The following is a 19,465-nucleotide window of genomic DNA, read 5'->3' as shown; positions in this document are numbered from 1 at the left end:
GTATGACAGATAAAATAGAAAATCAAGCCCCTAAAAAATTGAGCTTACAACGCCGTACCAAAACCACAGTGAGTACGACTACACCAACAGGTAAAGCCAAAGCGGTACAGGTTGAAGTGCGTAAATCACGTAAAATTGACACTGAGGCGGCTAAAAAAGCAGCAGAAGAGGCTCGTTTAAAAGCACAAAAAGAGGCAGAACAAAAAGCCCAACAACAAGCGAAAAATGAGGCCGCTCAGAAAGCGAACGAAAAAGGCAAAAAAGAGCTGGAAATCAAATCGGATTTAGTCAAAGCCAAAGTGGAATTGAAATCTAAACCAGAAAAAAGTGCGGTGCAAAAACCGTTAGATCCAGAAAAAGAAAAACGCCGTGCAGAAGAGGCAGAATTACGTCGTAAAGCGGATGAATTAGCCCGCCAAAAAGCGGAAGAACAAGCACGCAAAGCGGCCGAAGAGGCCAAACGCTATGCGGAACGTGATGACAGCAGCGAAAGTAGCAGTACAGAAGAATTTGCGGATTATCATTTAACTTCAAGCTATGCTCGTGATGCGGAAGAAGAAAATGTTCGTCGCAATGAAAGCCGTGGCCGTGGGGGTAAAAATAAAGTTACTAAAGCCAAAAAAGGCGGACGTGATGACGATAAAGGCAATAAAAATGAACGCCAATCGGATCGTCGCAACCAAAAAGATTTTAAAGGCAAAGGTAAACAAGGTAAAAAAGGCAGTTCCATTCAACAAGCCTTTACTAAACCTGCGGTAGCCGTTAACCGTGATGTGGTGATCGGTGAAACCATTACCGTGGCAGAATTAGCCAACAAAATGGCGATTAAAGCCTCTGAAATCATTAAAACCATGATGAAAATGGGCGAAATGGTGACCATTAACCAAGTGATTGACCAAGAAACCGCACAACTGGTGGCGGAAGAATTGGGTCACAAAGTGATCTTGCGTAAAGAAAATGAGTTAGAAGAATCCGTCTTAGGCGACCGTGATATTGAGGCAGAAAAAGTCAATCGTGCCCCAGTGGTGACCATTATGGGTCACGTTGACCACGGTAAAACGTCGTTACTTGACTATATTCGTAAAGCCAAAGTGGCTGCCGGTGAGGCCGGTGGAATCACCCAACATATCGGTGCGTATCATGTTGAAACCAAAGGAAAAGTGATTACTTTCTTAGATACGCCGGGACATGCGGCCTTTACTTCCATGCGTGCTCGTGGTGCGAAAGCCACGGACATTGTGGTGTTGGTGGTGGCGGCTGATGATGGCGTAATGCCACAAACCATTGAGGCGGTCCAACATGCGAAAGCCGCCGGTGTGCCGATTGTGGTGGCCGTGAATAAAATTGATAAACCTGAGGCCAACCCCGATCGTGTAGAGCAAGAATTATTGCAATATGAAGTGGTTGCTGAAAAATTTGGTGGTGACGTGCAATTTGTGTATGTGTCCGCTAAAAAAGGGACGGGCGTAGATGAATTACTTGATGCGATTCTATTGCAATCTGAAGTGCTTGAATTAACCGCGATTAAAGACGGTATGGCAAGCGGTGTGGTGATTGAATCTTACTTAGACAAAGGCCGTGGCCCCGTGGCGACGATCCTTGTTCAATCGGGAACGTTAAACCGTGGCGACATTGTACTTTGTGGTTTTGAATACGGTCGTGTACGTGCGATGCGAGATGAAAACGGTAAAGAAATTGACAATGCCGGCCCATCTATTCCAGTGGAAGTGTTAGGCTTATCTGGCGTACCAGCCGCTGGTGATGAGGCCACCGTGGTACGTGACGAGAAAAAAGCACGTGAAGTGGCATTATATCGTCAAGGTAAATTCCGTGATGTGAAATTGGCTCGTCAGCAAAAAGCCAAATTGGAAAATATGTTTAGCAACATGGCCGAGGGCGATTTAGCCGAATTAAACGTGATCGTGAAAGCCGACGTACAAGGTTCCGTCGAAGCCATTGTTCAATCTTTACAAGAACTTTCAACCGACGAAGTGAAAGTGAAAGTGGTGGGTTCTGGTGTCGGTGGTATTACTGAAACAGACGCAACCTTAGCCGCTGCATCTAATGCAATTATGGTCGGCTTTAATGTCCGTGCGGATGCGTCTGCTCGTCGTATTATTGAAAATGAACATATTGATTTACGTTATTATTCTATTATTTATGAATTGCTTAACGAAATCAAAGCCGCCATGAGCGGTATGTTACAACCTGAATTCAAACAAGAAATTATCGGCTTGGCAGAAGTGCGTGACGTGTTCCGTCATCCAAAATTTGGTGCGATTGCTGGCTGTATGGTGACAGAAGGTGTGGTGAAACGTAACAATCCAATCCGTGTATTACGTGATAACGTGGTGATTTTTGAGGGCGAATTAGAATCTCTCCGCCGTTTCAAAGATGACGTAAGCGAAGTGCGTAACGGTATGGAATGTGGTATTGGTGTGAAAAACTACAACGATGTGAAAGTCGGCGACCAAATCGAAGTATTTGAAGTGGTTGAAGTGAAACGGACGATTTAATATTAAAACCCTTTACCCTCACCCCTGCCCCTCTCCCAAAGGGAGAGGGGGAAAGTGCGGTTAAAAAGTGAAGAATTTTGATATCCTTTAAATCGTTCCCTCTCCCTTTGGGAGAGGGTTAGGGTGAGGGTATTGAGGGCAAATTTTAAGAGAAAACAATGAGCAAAGAATTTAAACGTGCCGACCGAGTCGCACAAGAATTACAAAAAGAAGTGGCCATTATCTTGCAACGAGAAGTCAAAGATCCACGCATTGGCATGGTTACCGTATCGGACGTGGAAGTCTCCCGAGATTTAGCCTATGCCAAAGTCTTTGTCACGTTCTTGTTTGATCATGATGAAACCGCCATTGAACAAGGCATGAAAGGGCTTGAAAAAGCCACGCCTTATATTCGTTCATTACTGGGCAAAGCCATGCGATTACGCATTGTGCCAGAATTGCATTTTGAATATGATCGTTCCTTGGTGGACGGCATGCGGATGTCGAATTTAGTCAGCGATGTGATTCGTCAGGATCAAGCTCGCCACGTGGAAGATAAGGAAGCATAATGTCCCGACCACGCAAAAAAGGCCGTGATATTCACGGCGTTTTTTTATTGGATAAACCGCAAGGCATGTCCTCTAATGATATTTTACAGAAAGTCAAACGCCTTTATCAGGCCAATAAAGCCGGCCATACCGGTGCATTAGATCCTTTAGCCACCGGCATGTTACCTATTTGTTTAGGCGAGGCCACCAAATTTAGTCAATTTTTATTGGACGCAGATAAACGCTATATCGTTACCGCAAAATTAGGCGAACGCACCGATACTTCTGATGCCGAAGGTCAAATCGTACAAACCCGAGAAGTGCGGTCAAAAACAGCGGAAATTCTCACCGCACTTGAGCATTTTCGTGGCGACATTATGCAAGTGCCGACCATGTTTTCAGCCTTAAAACATCAAGGCAAACCCTTGTACGAATATGCTCGCCAAGGTATTACGGTAGAACGTGAGGCTCGCCCCATTACTATTTTTGAACTGAATTTCATTGGCTATGAATCACCCTATTTAACCCTTGAAGTTCATTGTTCCAAAGGGACTTATATCCGTACTTTGGTGGACGATTTAGGCGAACATTTAGGCTGTGGCGCCCACGTCACCATGCTCCGCCGTACTGCGGTGGCCGATTATCCCGCGGAGAAAATGTTAACTTGGGAACAGTTGCAAACCCTAGCTGAACGCCAAGATCTTGCGGTTTTAGATAGCCATTTATTATCTGTGGATAGTGCTGTTTCAAAACTCCCCATGCTGACATTAACCGCAGAGCAAACCCGAGCGGTTGGCTTTGGGCAACGAGTGAAATTTGAAAATAGCCAACAACTTTATGGTCAAGTGCGGTTATTTTCTGATGAGAATTTGTTCTTAGGTGTCGCAGAAATTAATGCGGATAATGTGATTCGGCCGAGTCGAATGGTGAATTTGTAGATTAGGGGGGCATGTTGACATGCCCCTTTTTACGTGATTATTTCACCGTCACTCTAGCAAACTTCCGTTTACCTACTTGATAAACTGCCGTTGTTCCAGCTTGAATCGTTTGTTTCACATTATCCACCGGCTCACCATTGATTTTCACCCCACCTTGTTGAGCAGCACGAATGGCCTCAGAGGTGGATGGCACTAACCCCGCTTCTTTTAACAAATTGGCTAAACCGATTTCGCCTGTAAAGGTAAATTCCGGCATTTCATCCGGCATGGCTCCTTTTTGGAAACGATTGATAAACTCTTGCTCCGCCGCATCAGCAGCCGCTTGATCATGGAAACGTGCGATAATTTCTTTAGCGAGTAAAATTTTCACATCACGTGGATTTTTACCATTTTCCACATCGGCTTTTAATTGAGCAATTTCGGCTAATGGACGGAAAGACAGCAAATCATACCAATCCCACATTAATTCATCAGAAATGGACATCACTTTACCAAACATCTCATTCGGTGTGTCGGCCACGCCAATATAGTTGCCTAAAGATTTGGACATTTTTTTCTCACCGTCTAAGCCCACTAATAATGGCAAGGTAATGGCGACTTGTGGTTTTTGTCCGTTGGCTTTTTGTAATTCACGACCGATTAACAAATTGAACGTTTGGTCTGTTCCGCCAAGTTCTATGTCTGCCTGTAAATGCACGGAGTCGTAACCTTGTAATAACGGATAAATAAACTCGTGAATCGCAATAGGTTGTTGATTAGCAAAACGTTTTTTGAAATCATCACGTTCTAACATACGAGCCACGGTATAGTTAGACGCTAAACGAATCATCCCTTCTGTACCAAGCTGTCCCAACCATTCTGAGTTGAATACGATTTGGGTTTTTTGCGGATCAAGAATCTTGAAAATTTGTTGCTTATAGGTTTCTGCGTTGCGTAACACATCTTCACGTGTTAACGGTGGGCGAGTCGTATTTTTGCCTGATGGATCGCCGACCATGCCAGTGAAATCACCAATTAAAAACTGCACCTGATGACCTAACTCTTGGAACTGGCGTAATTTATTGAGAACCACCGTATGGCCTAAATGAATATCGGGTGCGGTTGGGTCAGCCCCTAATTTTACACGCAAAGGGCGATTTTCTTTTAATTTTTCGATTAAATCTTGTTCGGAGAAAATTTGATCAATACCGCGTTTTAGTTCCGCGAGAACAGTATTCAAGTCTGCCATTTTGCATTCCTAATAAAAATAAAATAAAGGTTACATTATAGGGAAATTCAAGTAAAGATAAAGGGCAGAATGTGATATTTTCACAAATATCAATCAATTTACTAATTTATCGACATCTTCAACGGAAACGCCAATATACTTAGCAATCGTTTTTGTATCTAAACCGAGAGCTAGCATATTGAGAGCATTTTGTTTTAGGATTTCTAATCATCCTTTTTGAATCCCTCTCGATTCAGCCGATGTCAGCAAGGAATATTCGTCCCATTTGCGTTTTAAACTCACATCATACATTTGTTTTTCTCCCTTATTTAGGTTGCTGTATTCGGCAATTTGAAACAGTTTTTCAAAAATAGGCTTATTTAAATAGCGTGGCAACTGATTTAAATCTGCCATATTTTTTAATACATACAACCATTTGTGTAAATCGTTTTCTAGCTTATCTTCTGTTTTATTGAAATTCACTAACTCAATGTAGATAAATCCCAGTCTATCATAAAATATCGACCCAGTATCCTGATCGCACAATCGAATATTATGCAAATATTGACTGTTGCTTGCAGATAATCTGAAATTATCCATTAGCACAATCACATATACCTCGCTAATATCATAACCCCACTCATGGCGATTTCCAACAGGGGCTTAGTCGGCAATGAGTTTGCAACCGTAGTATAACATACGTTGTTTGAGGTTATTTTGATCACTACGTTGTACTTCAATAATAAATTGGCTGCCGTCATCGGTTGTACAAGTGAGGTCAAAAATTACCGTGCCGAGACTTGGCATACTGCCCACATGCTCATTCTTATTATACACCAAATCTTTAATTACTTTCTTGCCCTGAAATAAATCATTCAAAAAATCAATTAGCAAGTCTTTGTTTACTTCTGTACCAAAAATACGTTTAAAACCGTAGCCCGTGGTGAGATCAATATAGCGAGAGGGGTGTTTCATTGTATAGCTCCATTTTGCGGTGAATGGAAACATTATTAAGTGCGGTGAAAATATCGCAAGATTTTTAGTTTAATTTTGGAATGGAGATCACAAAAATGGGAATTTTCAAGGGGAAAACGTGGGGGAATAGGGCGGGTACCCGTTGTCGCTAGTGTGTAAATTCCTTGATAAAAGCAATTAAATGAATTTTTTGTGAGGGTGTTAATGCTAACCAATGGCGATCCAATTCATCCTGATTCCACTCCGCCATTTCCATACAATCCGCAAAAAAATAGCTAATTGGCGTTTTAAGAAAGGTCGCAATAGCGACTAAATGAGCCACATTGATTTTGTTGGTGCCACGTTCGTAGCGGGAAAGTTGGGGTTGGGACATGTCTACACACTCCGACAATTTTTCTGCGGTATAGCCCAACTCACGACGTTTTTGCTGAATTCGTTGTCCGATTTTGCGATCAATTTCACTCGGAAGAAATTTTGCCATTTTTGTTCTCACTTTAATTTATGCGTTTATTGCATATTTTTAGTGATTTTTATGCTTGCAAGAAGAAGTATAAAGGCATATTATTATTAATAAATATTCATTTATGTAATTAAAGGTGACAAAGTGAACGATGTAACAGCAGAAACAGAGCAAAATAAGCAAGAGAAGAAAATGGATCGAAAAGGGTATATCCTTTTCTTCTTGGTTTATTATCCATTTTCTATTTTGGCATTTTTACTATCTTCTGCAACAGGTATTAGACTCCCCCTTGTTATAGGGATTTGTTTGGCCGTTAGATGGCACTATGTACGAATGAGATGTGTGGATATAGGGTGGAGAGGCGAATGTACAGCATTGTTAATCACTTTCCTGATGATATTACCCATTATAGATATATTTTTTCATATTTTGTTAATGGTTATTAAATCTAAAGATTTAAATGAGGAATAGATTATGAATAAATTTAAAATGGCAGTATGTTTTTTTATTTTTATTGGTTGTAATTTATCACAAAGTGCATTTTCAACTATTAGAGCTACTGAACAATTGGCTTATGGTATAAATCAAACTTATGCGTACTATGTATATGAAATGTACCATCTTGACAAAATTGGTAAGAAATTCCCTAGCTTATATTTACAAACAAAAGAGGTTAAAAATAACTTTGTCAGAGAATTTTTACCTTCTATTGATAACATGACGAATTATATATCTAAATTCCCTAACCTAGATGCAGAAAAGTTTAAACAAAAAATATATTCAGACCTAGATAAAAAACATAGTTCTTGGCTTGTTGATCAAAATTCAGCGTTGGGTTTTCTAGAAATGACAAAAGAAGAAATAGGAAATAAGAAAAAATTACCTGAAAACGTTTTGAAAACTCTCTTGATTTTTAATCCAAAATATGAAACACAGCCAGAAATGGAGTTAAAAGATGGATATTCTTATAAATATGTTAGCAATACCCCAAAAACAAAAGGGTTAACTGTATCTTTAGATTTGCCAATAAGTTGGACTGGGAAAGATAGCTCTCAGCCTCATGTTATTCAGAGTTTTAGAAGCCAAAATGGTCAGGGATGGGGGGAGTTTCATATAATTGTAGCAAATTTGCCGATTAAGTCTGGCGATGCGAAATTTATAAACGAAATAATTGATACACATGTATTTACTGAAGAAGAATTAAGAGAAATGATATATACTGTTTTACCTGATAAAAAAGCAACTGATTTAAAAAATGTTGGAACAACAAAATTAAATAATCACCCTGCAGTTTGGTTTACTAGTATTCATGAAGAAAAAAAGAAAATTGACATCCAAGGAAAAAATAATATTCCAGATTTTAATGGAATAACAGAGAAAAAATCATATTTGGTTTTTTATGATGATAAGAGGGGTATGTTAATAGGAAGTATTTTAACCAAAATAAATGGTAAAGAAATTGGTCCTTTATTTTCACAATATGAGAAATTATTTGACACTATGGCAAGTAGTATTATTATACATAATAAGTAATATTAATTAAAAATTAACAAAACAGTGGATGGATTATGCCAAATAAAATACTAACTGATGTATCCCCAACAGCTCGCTGGGTACTATTACTGCCAGCATCTATTATAGCTTATTTTGTCGCCAAATTAATCGTATATGTCATTATTTGGATGACGCTATCTGGTGATATGCGATCAGATGATTATAGCAATGCTGATAGTTTAATATGGTTGTTTTCAGGGGCGATAAAATTTATCTTTAGTATCGCAGGTGCCTTTGCCTATACCTATGTATTTACCGCTATAGCTCCAGTGTCTAAAAAGCATAATTTAATTACCGCTATTATAGCGGGGACTTCATTGTTTATCTTGTTGTATGTAGTTCCTTTGCTTACATCAACTTTTATGGGGTATAAATACATACCTTTTAGCTTATCCACAGCATTTGAAATGATTGCTAGCTTTATTGGGGTTGGTATCGTGATTTATCAAATTTACAGCTTTACAAATAAGACACCGCTGCCATCTGATAATGGAAATCCACTTAGTAGAAGTGATAGAATAGGCAAAGGGTAATTTATTGTAAAAATTGATAGGGACAAATCTATGAAAGATGCACTGCTACTTATTGCACTCATTGTTATTGGCTTTTTGGGGTCATCCTATGAAGCTAATAAACAAAGGTCAAAAGAAGTGAATATATTCTACAATGAAGTAGAAGATTGTTTAGCGGATGAAGAAGTAGAATTTGTTAAAACGCCACTTGAATTATTTCAGCAATGTCGATTTACTAACGATACTTTGGATGATATTGAAGATTGTATGGCAAATCAAGAAATAGAATTATCTATGGGCATGAATGAGTACTTTCAGCAATGTAAAAAGAATGTTGGCGATTACTATGATTACATAAATGATATGCAAGATGATGGTCGTGAGCCATTTGTAAGATAATAAACAAAATACTGTATTTTTTCACTGTAATTTCATAATAATTACTACAAATCCTCCTAAAAAGCTGCTAGAATCCCTTTATTATCTATCCAAAGTAAAGGGAGCATCCTATGAAAAAAATCGTTTTTCTTGACAGCACCGCATTACCAAAACACATTCCCATTCCACGTCCCAATTTTGAACATCAATGGGTCGAATTTGAACACACTTCTGCTGAACAAGTGTTAGAGCGTGTGGCAGATGCGGATATTGTGATTACCAGTAAAGTGGTGTTTAGCCGTGAAATTATGGCTCAATTACCCCAATTAAAACTCATTGCATTGACGGCTACTGGTACAGATAATATTGACAAAGTTGCAGCGAAAGAATTCGGTATCGCCGTTAAAAATGTTGCGGGTTATTCAGCGGTAACCGTGCCAGAACATGTGTTAGGCTTTATTTTTGGCCTAAAACACAGTTTACATTTGTGGTATAAAGATCAGTTGCAAGGTAAATGGACGGAGAGCAAACAATTCTGCTATTTTGATCATCCTGTGCAAGATGTACGTGGTTCAACTTTAGGCGTATTTGGTAAAGGTTCGCTTGGTTCAGAAGTGGGACGATTAGCCACGGCTTTGGGTATGAACGTGCTTTATGCTGAACATAAAAACGCCACTCAATGCCGTGAGGGTTACACGCCTTTTTATGATGTGTTAGCACAAGCGGATGTGTTAACTTTGCATTGCCCATTGACGCCAGAAACGAAAAATCTCATTAATGCGGAAACCCTTTCTCATTGTAAAAAAGGGGCGTTGTTAATTAATACTGGACGTGGCCCATTAATTGATGAACAAGCGGTGGTGGACGCGTTAAAAAGCGGACAACTTGGTGGCGTGGCCATTGATGTGTTAGGTAAAGAACCACCGGCTAAAGATAATCCATTAATTGTAGCCAGTCAGACTTTGCCGAATATTATTATCACCCCACATATTGCTTGGGCGTCCGATCAAGCCGTGGAGATTTTAGTGGATAAAGTGCGGTTAAATTTAGAAGAATTTGTGAGAACTGGTAAATAATGAGCTTAGGCATTTCAGCATTTATTGCCTTACGTTACTGGCGAGCCAAAAGTGCGGATCGTTTTGGACGATTAGTGACTAACCTTGCCAGTAGTGGTATTGTGCTTGGCGTGATGGCGTTGATTATTGTTTTATCGGTGATGAACGGATTAGAACAACATCAAAAACGCCAAGTTTTATCCAGCTTACCCCATGCTATTGTGATGAAAAAAAATGGGCATTTTTCCACTGCACAATTTCAATCGGAATTGCCTGATTTAAGTCAACAGAATGTGATAAACGGTGTGACGTTGATTAATAGCACAAAAGCTATTTATCAAACGGCAAACGGTGTGAGTGCAGGTCAAGTGATTGGGGTGAAACAGCCGAGTGATGATCATTTATTAGACTATTTAGATCAAGGCAAATTAGATCATTTATTGCCAACCGGTGAATTTAAATTAATTATTGGTTCACAATTAGCTCAAAAATTAGACGTGCAAGTGGGTGACAAAATTCGCCTAATGTTAACAGAAAATAGCCAATATACGCCTTTAGGTCGAATCCCTATGCAACGCTTGTTCACCGTGAGTGAGATTTATTTTGCCACGAATGAGGCATCGGGTTATGAAACCTTTGCAAACTTAGCGGATATTGGGCGTTTAATGCGAATTAGACCTGAAAATGCACAAGGCGTACGATTATTTCTGAAAGATCCTTTTCAAATCACTGAACTTACCCAAATTTTCCCCGAAGATCAATGGAAAATTGATGATTGGCGAAGTCAAAAAGGCGAATTTTTTCAAGCGGTACGCATGGAAAAAAATATGATGGGCTTATTAATTAGCTTAATTATCGTGGTGGCGGTGAGCAATATTATTACCTCATTGAGTTTAATGGTGGTGGATAAACAGGGTGAAATTGCAATTTTACAAACCCAAGGCTTAACTAAAAAACAAGTGCGGTGGATTTTTATTCTACAAGGTTTTTTTGTGGGATTAGTGGGAACCTTGATCGGTGCCGTGTTAGGCGTGTTGATCACTCTGTATTTAGGCGATATTGTTAATGCTATTAACCCTGTGGGTATTTATTTACCGACCGAGATTAATCTATGGCAGATTGCGGTGATTGTGGTGTTTTCGTTGGGATTGTCGTTGGTATCGACGGTTTATCCGGCGTATCGGGCGAGTCGGGTGGAGCCTGCCGAGGCTCTGCGGTATGAATAATCGGTTTCGCCGATGGCGACCGTACTTTCTTTTGCTTGTGCAAAAGAAAGTAGGCAAAGAAAAGCACACCCCAACTTCACCGCTTTTCTTTGCTCGTTTGGCATTTTCTTCACGCTAAATTTTGAACTCGCTTCGCTCAGACATGCAAAATTTAGCTAAAAATGCCAAGTCGCAAAGGCGGTTCAGATGGGGCCCCGATTTTTTAACCGAGCATGATTAAAAGTGTGGTGTATTTATGAAAAGTTTTAATTTTTTCACCGCACTTGGTTTTGTTAATTATGGGGGCCCCGTCTTTGCCGCCTGAAAATCATTAAATTTGTAGGAAAAGTTGTACTGTTTGAGCGAAGCGAGTTTACAACTTTTCCGTTAAGCAAATTTAATGATTTTCAGGAAACAAGGCAAAATCGGGGTGTGCTTTCTTTTTGCTTACTTTTGCTTTGCACAAGCAAAGAAAAAGTAAGTCGCCATCGGCGAAATACGATTTTAATAAACCAATAATTTAAAGAATATAAAATGAACAATGAAACATTATTAACCTGCAAAAACATCACCAAACACTACCACGACGGCGAAACCAAAACCCAAGTCCTCAATGACATCAATTTCGCCCTTAACGAAAAAGAACTGGTCGCCATTGTCGGCTCATCAGGTTCGGGCAAAAGTACCCTGCTTCACACCCTCGGCGGACTGGATCAACCGACCACAGGCGAAGTGTTTATCAAAGGGCAATCGCTACAAAAAGCAAGTAGCGATGAATTAGCCAAATTACGTAATCAATATCTCGGTTTTGTGTATCAATTTCATCATTTAATGGCGGATTTCACCGCACTTGAAAACGTGATGATGCCAATGTTAATCGGCAATCAAAACAAAACCGAAGCTAAAGATCGGGCGGAAAAGATCTTAAAATCTGTTGGACTTTCGCACCGCATTTCTCACAAACCGTCAGCCTTATCAGGCGGTGAACGTCAGCGTGTGGCGATTGCAAGGGCGTTAGTCAATAATCCAGCGTTGGTATTGGCGGACGAACCAACAGGGAATTTAGACCGAGCTACCACCGAAAGTATTTTTGAGTTAATTCAACGACTTAATCAAGAACAGGGCATCGCCTTTTTATTGGTCACGCACGATTTGCATTTGGCAGAAAAATTACAACGTCGCATGATTATGCAAGACGGCGTATTGCGAGCGGAGTAGGCGATGAATACCGCATTCTTAATTAGTTGGCGTTACCAACGAGCCAAGCAAAAAAATCATTTGGTTTCCCTGATTGCATTTTTCTCTACACTCGGCATTGCATTGGGCGTGGCGGTATTGATCGTGGGATTGAGTGCCATGAATGGGTTTGAGCGAGAACTGAATAACCGTATTTTAGCCGTTGTTCCTCATGCTGAAATTATATCGGCGGAAAATCAGCCCATAACTGACAAACAACAATTAGTCAGCACCTTGCAACAAGTACCCAATATTCAAGGCGTATCGCCTTTTGTCAGTTTTACTGCTTTAGTGGAAAATGGGGCAAAAATGAAAGTGGTGCAAGTGAAAGGCGTGGACAAAACAGCACAAGATACGGTCAGCCGACTAGGGGATTTTGTTCTCGATCAAGCGTGGCAATCGTTCTCTCATCATTCAGGCTTAGTATTAGGCTACGGCATTGCCAAAGAGTTAGAGGTACAAACAGGCGATTGGGTGACATTGCTGATTTCGCAAAATAATGGTGAAGACATGGCACAATCAAGTCGTGAGCGGATTCAGGTGTCGGGAATTTTACGTTTAGACGGTCAACTTGATCATAGTTATGCCCTCATGCCGTTAGCCCAAGCACAACAATATTTAGACTACAATGCCAATCAAATTTCAGGTGCCGATCTGAAAGTGGCGGATCCGTTTAACATGAATAGCTTGGATTTTTCTGCGTTAAACAGCTATCCACAATTACTCAATTTACAAACTTGGGTGAGCAAATTCGGCTATATGTACCGTGATATTCAACTGATCCGTACCATCATGTATATTGCCATGGTGCTAGTGATTGGGGTAGCCTGCTTTAATATTATTTCCACGCTGATTATGGCGGTGAAAGACAAAGCGGGCGATATTGCGATTATGCGAACATTAGGGGCAAACAACGCCTTTATTAAACGCATTTTTGTCTGGTATGGCTTACAAGCAGGCATGAAAGGCTGTTTAATCGGCATTGTGTTAGGGGTATTTTTAGCCTTAAATTTAACCGCACTTATTCAAGGTTTAGAAAGCCTGATTGGACGAAAATTATTGTCTGACGGCATTTACTTTGTGGATTTCTTACCAACAGAATTACATTGGCAAGATGTGCTATTCGTGTTGGTTTCAGCATTATTATTGAGTTTATTGGCAAGTCTTTACCCAGCCAATCGAGCTGCAAAATTACAACCTGCTCAAGTATTAAGCAGTTATTAAAATAATTGCATTGTACTAGTTTACTAGTGCAGAGATTAATGCTACATTAACAGCATGTTTACACGGAAAGTGTTTTATTGATTTTATGAGAGTGATGAATTATGGTAAAAAGTAAAAATGAAATTCGTATTGCGAATGACGATACTCGTATTGGTAAAATTGAACAATTATTACCCCCAGTTGCGTTATTAGAAAAATATCCAGCTAGTGAGATTGCCGTTGAAACAGTGAAAACGGCACGTTCTGAAGCACATAATATTATTCATGGTGAAGATGATCGCTTGTTAGTGGTTATTGGCCCTTGTTCGATTCATGATCCAAAAGCAGCAATGGAATATGCTCAACGTTTAAAACCATTGCGTGATAAATATCAAAATAATTTACAAATTATCATGCGTGTATATTTTGAAAAGCCTCGTACGACAGTAGGTTGGAAAGGGTTGATTAACGATCCGTATTTAAACGACAGTTATGCGTTAAATGACGGTTTGCGTCTAGCACGTAAATTATTAGCCGATATTAATGATTTAGGCTTGCCGACCGCTGGCGAATTTTTAGATATGATCACGCCGCAGTATGTGGCGGATTTAATGAGTTGGGGAGCGATTGGTGCAAGAACCACTGAATCGCAAGTTCACCGTGAATTAGCGTCTGGCTTGTCTTGCCCTGTGGGCTTTAAAAATGCCACCAACGGCGGCGTAAAAATTGCCCTTGATGCCATTGGATCCGCAGAGGCAACACACCATTTCTTATCGGTGACAAAATTCGGCCATTCCGCTATTGTCTCTACCAAAGGTAATCAGGATTGCCATATTATCTTACGTGGTGGCGATAAAGCCACCAATTATGACGCAGAAAGCATTGCCAAAGTCTGTACCGATATTGAAAAAACAGGACATATTGGTCACGTTATGGTGGATTTCAGCCATGCCAACAGCAGCAAGCAATTTAAACGTCAAATGGACGTATGCCAATCTATCAGCGACCAATTAGCCCAAGGCTCAAAACAGATTTTTGGTGTGATGGTAGAAAGCCACTTAGTAGAAGGTCGTCAAGATTTAGTTCCGAATAAACCACTCACTTACGGGCAAAGTATCACCGATGCTTGTATCGGTTGGGAAGACACCGAAATCTTGTTGCAACAGCTTGCAGAGGCGGTTGAGGAAAGAAGAAAAGGGTAATTTATTCAGTGAGATAGAAGTGCGGTGGAAAAAATAAGAGTTTTTTCACCGCACTTTTTTGTTTTTGGGCATTTAGCCATTATTGTTTATAATTTGATTATACCAGATTTTTAACCTTTCCAACTAGATAAAAAAATTCCCTTATTTAAACCGCACTTTTCCCTTAAAAAAATAGTGAATTTGGTATATGATATACGAAAAATTTTATTATTTTTGAGATAGATTTTATGGCCAAGAAACCGACGTCCACACGAGAGCAAACGCTAGAGCAAGCCAATATTCCGCCGCATTCCATTGAGGCGGAACAGGCGGTGTTAGGGGCGGTGATGTTGAATAATCAGCATTGGGAAAATGTGATTGAGCGTGTGGTAGCGGATGATTTTTATACGGCAGCACATCGTTTTATTTTCCGTGAAATGGACATGTTGGCTCGTCAGAATTCACCGATTGATTTGATTACCTTAGATAAATCCTTGAAAGATCGAGGGGTCATTGATGAAGTGGGTGGGTTTGCTTATTTGGCTGAATTATCTAAAAATACGCCAAGTGCAGCGAATGTGAATGCTTATGCGGAGATCGTGCGAGAAAAAGCCATTTTGCGTGAACTGATTGGCGTGGGGAATAATATTGCTCAGATGGCCTATCAACCGAAAGGCAAAGATGTCAAAGATATTCTTGATCAGGCCGAGCGAGAAGTGTTTCAAATTGCGGAAAAACGCACCTCTGAAAACGAAGGGCCAGAAAATGTGTTGCCGATTTTGGGACGTACCATTGATCGCATTGAAATGTTGAGAAATATGAAAAACAATGGTTTAACGGGCGTGTCGACAGGGTTTATTGATTTAGATCACATCACATCAGGTTTACAGAAATCCGATTTGATCATTGTGGCGGCGCGTCCCTCCATGGGAAAAACGACTTTTGCCATGAATATTTGTGAGAAAGTCGCATTAGAAAATGAAAAACCCGTGTTAGTGTTCAGCTTGGAAATGCCTGCAGAAAGTATTATGATGCGTTCTTTAGCCTCTTTATCAAGGGTGAGTTTGAAGTCGATTATGACAGGTAAAGTTGAGGCTGATAGGGATTGGGCGAGTCTGTCGTCCGCAATGGGACTTTTCACCAGAACCCCCAATATGTTTATTGATGATTCCTCTGGGTTGACGCCGACAGAATTGCGTTCCCGTGCTAGACGAATATATCGTGAGAATGGCGGATTGAGCCTGATTATGGTGGATTATTTACAATTAATGCGAGCCCCCGGTTTTGACAATAACCGTACTTTGGAGATTGCTGAAATTTCTCGTTCTTTGAAAGCGCTTGCTAAAGAATTAGAAGTGCCAGTAATGGCCTTGGCGCAGCTTAACCGAACCTTAGAAAATCGTCCGAATAAACGGCCTGTGAATTCAGATTTACGTGAATCAGGATCTATTGAGCAAGATGCGGATTTAATTATGTTTATTTATCGTGATGAAGTTTATAATCCAACGGAAGAAAACAAGAATAAAGCCGAGATTGTGATTGGTAAGCACCGTAATGGCCCAATCGGGCGTGTTCCGTTGATATTCCAAGGGGATTTTTCACGCTTTGATAATGCCGCACATAAACTTGATGATGAAGATTAAGAAGAAAAAATGAAACCAGCCACCGTAAAAATTAGTTCAGTTGCACTGAAACATAACATTCAAAAAATTAAACAAAAAGCACCGCACAGTAAGTTAATTGCCGTGGTGAAAGCCAATGCCTATGGGCATGGGGTTGAATTTGTCGCTCGAGCCGTAGAAGAAAGTGTTGATGGTTTTGGCGTCGCTCGTTTAGAAGAAGCCTTAACCTTACGTTCTAATGGGATTATTAAACCGATTTTATTGTTAGAAGGCTTTTTTTCCGCTACCGATTTGCCGATTATTGCGGTGAATAATATTCAAACCGTCGTGCATAATCAGCAACAATTAAGTGCATTACAACAAGCGGATTTACCTAATCCGATTAAGGTCTGGTTAAAAATTGATACTGGTATGCACCGTTTGGGCGTGCATTTAGATGAAGTGGATTATTTCTATGATGAATTGCAACAATGTCAAAATGTGCAACCACAAATCGGTTTTGTCAGCCATTTTAGCTGTGCGGACGAATTAGAAAGCGGTTATACCGAGTTACAATTACAACGTTTTTTACAAGCCACCGAACATAAACAAGGTGAACGCACCATTGCTGCATCAGGCGGTATTTTATTTTGGCCACAATCCCATTTAGATTGGATCCGCCCTGGGATTATTATGTATGGCGTGTCGCCAACCAATACACCGGCCGACATTTACGGCTTAAAACCGGTGATGACTTTAACCTCCTCCTTGATTGCTGTGCGAACGCATCAAGCCGGTGAACCAGTGGGGTATGGGGGTATTTGGGTCAGTGAAAAAGACACCAAAATTGGCGTGGTGGCGATTGGTTATGGTGATGGTTATCCACGCAATATTCCCGTAGGCACACCGGTATTTATTAACGGTCGCCGAGTGCCAATCGTGGGACGAGTTTCCATGGATATGGTGACGGTAGATCTGGGGGCTGATTGTCAAGATCAAGTGGGTGATGAAGTCATTTTATGGGGCAACGAATTACCTATTGAAGAAATTGCCAGCATGTCGGGGATATTGAGTTATGAATTAATGACTAAATTGACACCACGAGTATTAACAGAATATGTCGATTAATCAGAATATTACCCCCTCTCCCTCTGGGAGAGGGCAGGGGTGAGGGTAATATAATATTAAAATGGTTTAAACCCTCACCCTAACCCTCTCCCAGAGGGAGAGGGAACGAATTATTAATCATTAAAAAAGGAAATTACAATGAAAAACATCAATCCAACGTCCACCGCAGCGTGGAAAGCCTTAGAGCAACATAAAGCGACTTTTGCTAAAACCACGATTCAACAACTTTTCGCACAAGAACCCAACCGCTTTGCAGATTATTCATTAACCTTTAATGATGAAATCTTAGTGGATTATTCTAAAAACAATATTAATCAAGATACCCTGAAATTATTACGTCAATTAGCGGAAGAATGTTCCCTTTCTACTGCGATTGAAGCGATGTTTACAGGCGAAAAAATTAACCGTACCGAAGATCGTGCCGTATTACACACCGCACTTCGTAACCGTTCAAACACACCAGTTTTAGTGGACGGTAAAGATGTTATGCCAGATGTCAACGAAGTCCTTGCTAAAATGAAAGGTTTCTGCCAACGTGTGATTTCAGGCGAATGGAAAGGTTACACTGGCAAAGCTATTACAGATGTGGTGAATATCGGGATTGGTGGTTCAGATCTTGGTCCTTATATGGTCACAGAAGCGTTACGTCCCTATAAAAATCATTTAACCATGCACTTTGTGTCTAACGTAGACGGCACGCATATTGCGGAGACCTTGAAAAAAGTGAACCCCGAAACCACACTTTTCTTAATCGCCTCTAAAACATTCACGACGCAAGAAACCATGACCAATGCAGGATCGGCTCGTGACTGGTTCTTAGCACAAGCGAAAGATGAAAACCAAGTGGCAAAACATTTCGCCGCACTTTCTACCAATGCAACCGAAGTGGCAAAATTCGGTATTGACACTGACAATATGTTCGGTTTCTGGGATTGGGTAGGCGGTCGTTATTCTTTATGGTCAGCGATCGGTTTATCTATTGCCTTATCCATTGGTTTTGAAAACTTTGAAGCCTTATTATCTGGCGCCCATGAAATGGATAAACATTTCCGCTCTGCACCGATTGAGCAAAATATTCCTGCCACATTGGCCTTAGTCGGCTTATGGAACACCAGTTTCTTAGGGGCACAAACCGAAGCAATTTTACCTTACGACCAATATTTACACCGTTTCGCGGCGTATTTCCAACAAGGTAATATGGAATCCAATGGTAAATATGTGGGACGTGATGGCAAAGTGATCACCAATTACCAAACTGGCCCAATTATTTGGGGTGAACCCGGTACCAATGGTCAACATGCGTTCTATCAATTAATTCATCAAGGCACCAGTTTAATTCCTTGTGATTTTATTGCTCCGGCTAAAACTCATAATCCATTAGCGGATCATCACGAGAAATTACTCTCTAACTTCTTTGCTCAAACGGAAGCTCTTGCGTTTGGTAAAACCCAACAAGAAGTCGAAGCAGAATTTGTCAAAGCCGGTAAGAATCTTGCTGATGTCGCAGATATTGTGCCATTTAAAGTATTTACAGGTAACAAACCCACCAACTCAATTTTAGTGCAAAAAATTACCCCATTCACATTGGGGGCATTGATTGCCATGTATGAGCATAAAATCTTTGTACAAGGTGTGATTTTCAATATCTTTAGTTTCGACCAATGGGGCGTGGAATTGGGTAAACAGCTTGCTAACCGTATTTTACCTGAATTAAAAGACGGCGAAAAAGTGGCGAGTCATGATAGCTCAACTAATGGGTTGATTAATCAGTTTAAGGCGTGGCGCTAAA

17 protein-coding genes and 1 pseudogene are annotated in these 19,465 nt (G+C 40.4%); 15 read left to right on the top strand and 3 right to left on the bottom strand.

Going from position 1 to position 19,465, the window contains the following annotated elements; translation table 11 throughout:
* The first annotated feature begins 2 nt into the window (after positions 1-2).
* The 3 genes from infB (at position 3) to truB (ending at position 3,981) form a co-directional block, all read left to right on the top strand.
* The gene (infB, locus tag ACTG7Q_RS06545; RefSeq protein ID WP_439242110.1) at positions 3-2,516 is read left to right on the top strand and encodes a translation initiation factor IF-2; all 2,514 of its coding nucleotides are present in this window, start codon (positions 3-5) and stop codon (positions 2,514-2,516) included.
* 158 nt (positions 2,517-2,674) lie between these two features.
* Positions 2,675-3,064 (top strand): 30S ribosome-binding factor RbfA, encoded by a 390-nt coding sequence (gene rbfA, locus ACTG7Q_RS06540; RefSeq protein WP_439242108.1) that lies wholly within the window; start codon positions 2,675-2,677, stop codon positions 3,062-3,064.
* Positions 3,064-3,981: a tRNA pseudouridine(55) synthase TruB gene (truB, locus tag ACTG7Q_RS06535; RefSeq protein ID WP_439242106.1), complete on the top strand. Its 918-nt coding sequence runs from the start codon at positions 3,064-3,066 to the stop codon at positions 3,979-3,981. The genes rbfA and truB overlap by 1 nt, the downstream gene beginning before the upstream one ends.
* A 37-nt stretch (positions 3,982-4,018) precedes the next feature.
* Here truB and tyrS read toward each other — a convergent pair whose 3' ends face one another.
* From tyrS to ACTG7Q_RS06520, 3 genes and pseudogenes are all read right to left on the bottom strand, one after another.
* Positions 4,019-5,209: a tyrosine--tRNA ligase gene (tyrS, locus tag ACTG7Q_RS06530; RefSeq protein WP_439242104.1), complete on the bottom strand. Its 1,191-nt coding sequence runs from the start codon at positions 5,207-5,209 to the stop codon at positions 4,019-4,021.
* A gap of 207 nt (positions 5,210-5,416) precedes the next feature.
* Positions 5,417-6,163 (bottom strand): annotated as a pseudogene (locus tag ACTG7Q_RS06525) (Rpn family recombination-promoting nuclease/putative transposase).
* 148 nt (positions 6,164-6,311) lie between these two features.
* Positions 6,312-6,644, bottom strand: coding sequence for a helix-turn-helix domain-containing protein (locus ACTG7Q_RS06520; RefSeq protein ID WP_439242102.1), 333 nt, complete (start codon positions 6,642-6,644; stop codon positions 6,312-6,314).
* Between the two features lie 123 nt (positions 6,645-6,767).
* Between ACTG7Q_RS06520 and ACTG7Q_RS06515 the strand changes: the two genes are divergently transcribed.
* The 12 genes from ACTG7Q_RS06515 to pgi all read left to right on the top strand — a co-directional run bounded on the left by ACTG7Q_RS06515 (position 6,768) and on the right by pgi (position 19,464).
* A complete protein-coding gene (locus ACTG7Q_RS06515; RefSeq protein WP_439242100.1) occupies positions 6,768-7,094 on the top strand; it encodes a hypothetical protein in 327 nt (108 codons plus the stop codon).
* Between the two features lie 3 nt (positions 7,095-7,097).
* Positions 7,098-8,156 carry a hypothetical protein gene (locus tag ACTG7Q_RS06510; protein ID WP_439242098.1) on the top strand — a complete coding sequence of 353 codons (1,059 nt, stop codon included), beginning with the start codon at positions 7,098-7,100 and terminating at the stop codon, positions 8,154-8,156.
* 35 nt (positions 8,157-8,191) lie between these two features.
* Positions 8,192-8,710, top strand: a complete 519-nt coding sequence (locus ACTG7Q_RS06505; protein ID WP_439242096.1) for a hypothetical protein — start codon at positions 8,192-8,194, stop codon at positions 8,708-8,710.
* A 30-nt stretch (positions 8,711-8,740) separates the two neighbouring features.
* Positions 8,741-9,088, top strand: a complete 348-nt coding sequence (locus tag ACTG7Q_RS06500; protein ID WP_439242094.1) for a hypothetical protein — start codon at positions 8,741-8,743, stop codon at positions 9,086-9,088.
* Positions 9,089-9,198: 110 nt separating this feature from the next.
* Complete coding sequence (locus tag ACTG7Q_RS06495) at positions 9,199-10,143, top strand: 2-hydroxyacid dehydrogenase (protein WP_439242092.1); 945 nt, start codon at positions 9,199-9,201, stop codon at positions 10,141-10,143.
* On the top strand, positions 10,143-11,348 hold the full coding sequence (locus ACTG7Q_RS06490; protein ID WP_439242090.1) for a lipoprotein-releasing ABC transporter permease subunit: 1,206 nt from the start codon (positions 10,143-10,145) through the stop codon (positions 11,346-11,348). The genes ACTG7Q_RS06495 and ACTG7Q_RS06490 overlap by 1 nt, the downstream gene beginning before the upstream one ends.
* Positions 11,349-11,861: 513 nt before the next feature.
* Positions 11,862-12,545: a lipoprotein-releasing ABC transporter ATP-binding protein LolD gene (gene lolD, locus ACTG7Q_RS06485; protein WP_439242088.1), complete on the top strand. Its 684-nt coding sequence runs from the start codon at positions 11,862-11,864 to the stop codon at positions 12,543-12,545.
* A gap of 3 nt (positions 12,546-12,548) precedes the next feature.
* Positions 12,549-13,787, top strand: a complete 1,239-nt coding sequence (gene lolE / locus ACTG7Q_RS06480) for a lipoprotein-releasing ABC transporter permease subunit LolE (RefSeq protein ID WP_439242086.1) — start codon at positions 12,549-12,551, stop codon at positions 13,785-13,787.
* A 101-nt stretch (positions 13,788-13,888) separates the two neighbouring features.
* Positions 13,889-14,968 carry a 3-deoxy-7-phosphoheptulonate synthase AroG gene (gene aroG, locus ACTG7Q_RS06475; protein WP_439242084.1) on the top strand — a complete coding sequence of 360 codons (1,080 nt, stop codon included), beginning with the start codon at positions 13,889-13,891 and terminating at the stop codon, positions 14,966-14,968.
* Between the two features lie 227 nt (positions 14,969-15,195).
* Positions 15,196-16,590: a replicative DNA helicase gene (locus tag ACTG7Q_RS06470; RefSeq protein WP_439242082.1), complete on the top strand. Its 1,395-nt coding sequence runs from the start codon at positions 15,196-15,198 to the stop codon at positions 16,588-16,590.
* A 9-nt stretch (positions 16,591-16,599) separates the two neighbouring features.
* Entirely contained in the window at positions 16,600-17,676 is a 1,077-nt protein-coding gene (gene alr, locus ACTG7Q_RS06465) for an alanine racemase (protein WP_439242080.1), read from the top strand.
* Between the two features lie 138 nt (positions 17,677-17,814).
* Entirely contained in the window at positions 17,815-19,464 is a 1,650-nt protein-coding gene (pgi, locus tag ACTG7Q_RS06460; RefSeq protein WP_439242078.1) for a glucose-6-phosphate isomerase, read from the top strand.
* Position 19,465 lies beyond the last annotated feature (1 nt).

Source organism: Lonepinella sp. BR2474, from assembly GCF_051851555.1.
Lineage (GTDB): Bacteria > Pseudomonadota > Gammaproteobacteria > Enterobacterales > Pasteurellaceae > Lonepinella.
Note: the sequence above shows the minus strand (reverse complement) of the source record. Positions and strands in the feature narration are given on the sequence as shown.

Bases quoted from the DNA above. Each gene is read 5' to 3' on its own strand.
- pgi (WP_439242078.1), top strand. From the start codon at position 17,815: ATGAAAAACATCAATCCAACGTCCACCGCAGCGTGGAAAGCCTTAGAG.
- ACTG7Q_RS06490 (WP_439242090.1), top strand. From the start codon at position 10,143: ATGAGCTTAGGCATTTCAGCATTTATTGCCTTACGTTACTGGCGAGCC.
- ACTG7Q_RS06495 (WP_439242092.1), top strand. From the start codon at position 9,199: ATGAAAAAAATCGTTTTTCTTGACAGCACCGCATTACCAAAACACATT.
- aroG (WP_439242084.1), top strand. From the start codon at position 13,889: ATGGTAAAAAGTAAAAATGAAATTCGTATTGCGAATGACGATACTCGT.
- truB (WP_439242106.1), top strand. From the start codon at position 3,064: ATGTCCCGACCACGCAAAAAAGGCCGTGATATTCACGGCGTTTTTTTA.
- alr (WP_439242080.1), top strand. From the start codon at position 16,600: ATGAAACCAGCCACCGTAAAAATTAGTTCAGTTGCACTGAAACATAAC.
- ACTG7Q_RS06500 (WP_439242094.1), top strand. From the start codon at position 8,741: ATGAAAGATGCACTGCTACTTATTGCACTCATTGTTATTGGCTTTTTG.
- ACTG7Q_RS06520 (WP_439242102.1), bottom strand. From the start codon at position 6,644: ATGGCAAAATTTCTTCCGAGTGAAATTGATCGCAAAATCGGACAACGA.
- rbfA (WP_439242108.1), top strand. From the start codon at position 2,675: ATGAGCAAAGAATTTAAACGTGCCGACCGAGTCGCACAAGAATTACAA.
- ACTG7Q_RS06505 (WP_439242096.1), top strand. From the start codon at position 8,192: ATGCCAAATAAAATACTAACTGATGTATCCCCAACAGCTCGCTGGGTA.
- ACTG7Q_RS06470 (WP_439242082.1), top strand. From the start codon at position 15,196: ATGGCCAAGAAACCGACGTCCACACGAGAGCAAACGCTAGAGCAAGCC.
- lolD (WP_439242088.1), top strand. From the start codon at position 11,862: ATGAACAATGAAACATTATTAACCTGCAAAAACATCACCAAACACTAC.
- tyrS (WP_439242104.1), bottom strand. From the start codon at position 5,209: ATGGCAGACTTGAATACTGTTCTCGCGGAACTAAAACGCGGTATTGAT.
- ACTG7Q_RS06510 (WP_439242098.1), top strand. From the start codon at position 7,098: ATGAATAAATTTAAAATGGCAGTATGTTTTTTTATTTTTATTGGTTGT.
- lolE (WP_439242086.1), top strand. From the start codon at position 12,549: ATGAATACCGCATTCTTAATTAGTTGGCGTTACCAACGAGCCAAGCAA.
- infB (WP_439242110.1), top strand. From the start codon at position 3: ATGACAGATAAAATAGAAAATCAAGCCCCTAAAAAATTGAGCTTACAA.